Annotated in this window: 2 protein-coding genes; both read left to right on the top strand. The window is 58.4% G+C overall.

The genetic code is table 11. From position 1 onward, the window contains the following. The coding region (locus tag AC097L_RS26255) for an extracellular solute-binding protein (protein WP_479589621.1) at positions 1 to 592 on the top strand (592 nt) is incomplete at its 5' end. Positions 593 to 607: 15 nt separating this feature from the next. Then, positions 608 to 1,047: ABC transporter permease (locus AC097L_RS26260; protein ID WP_479589622.1), on the top strand; the 440-nt coding region annotated here is incomplete at its 3' end.

Here is a 1,047-nt window from a genome sequence, read left to right on the forward strand (position 1 = left end):
ACAGGGCCTGTTTGTCTACAAGGGCCGCACCAACGTACCCGAGCCCACCTTTGTGTCGGGCGAATGCGCCATGATCACCACATCGTCGGGTTTTTACGGCAACGTGAAGAAAAACGCCAAGTTCGCCTTTGGTCTGGCGCCCCTGCCCTACTACCCGGACGTGCCCGGTGCGCCACAAAACACCGTCATTGGCGGCGCCAGCCTGTGGGTGATGGCGGGCAAAAAGCCTGATGAATACAAAGGCGTGGCGGAGTTCTTCAATTTCATCTCCAAACCCGAGGTGCAGTCGGCCAGCCACAAGCGCACGGGGTATCTGCCCATCACGACCGCCGCCTTCCAGCTCACTGAAAAATCCGGTTTTTACAAACAAAACCCGGGCACCGAGGTCGCAGTCAACCAGATGATCCGCAAGGTGACCGACAAATCACGCGGCATTCGCCTGGGCAACTACCTGCAGATTCGCGCCATTGAAGACGAGGAACTTGAACAAGTCTGGGGTGGCAAGAAAACAGCCAAGGAAGCCCTGGACGCCATCGTCAAGCGCGGTGACGAGTTGCTTGAACGCTTCGAAAAAGCCAATAAAAAAGGCTGACCCAGCGTTCAACCGGTGGAAAAACGCGTCGTCTTTCGTTCCAGCTGGCTGCCTTGGGTGCTGATTGCACCCCAGGTGCTCGTGATTGCCCTGTTTTTCTTCTGGCCCGCGATCCAGGCCCTGCTGCAGTCGGTGCAACAGTCTGATGCCTTTGGCACCTCGGTCGAGTGGGTCGGCCTGGAGAACTTTAAAAACCTGTGGAACGACGACACCTACCTGGCGTCGTTTTACACCACAGCCATTTTCTCCACGGCGGTCGCCGTGGCAGGCCTCAGCCTGTCGCTGATGCTGGCCGTTTTTGCGGACCGCATCGTCAAGGGCGCGCTGATCTACAAAACGCTGCCGATCTGGCCTTACGCCGTGGCGCCTGCCGTGGCCGGTGTGTTGTGGCTCTTCATGTTTGCGCCGAGTGTGGGCGTGGTGTCTTACTGGCTGCACGCCATGGGTATCGACTG

The organism is Rhodoferax sp. RT5P35, from assembly GCF_056521385.1.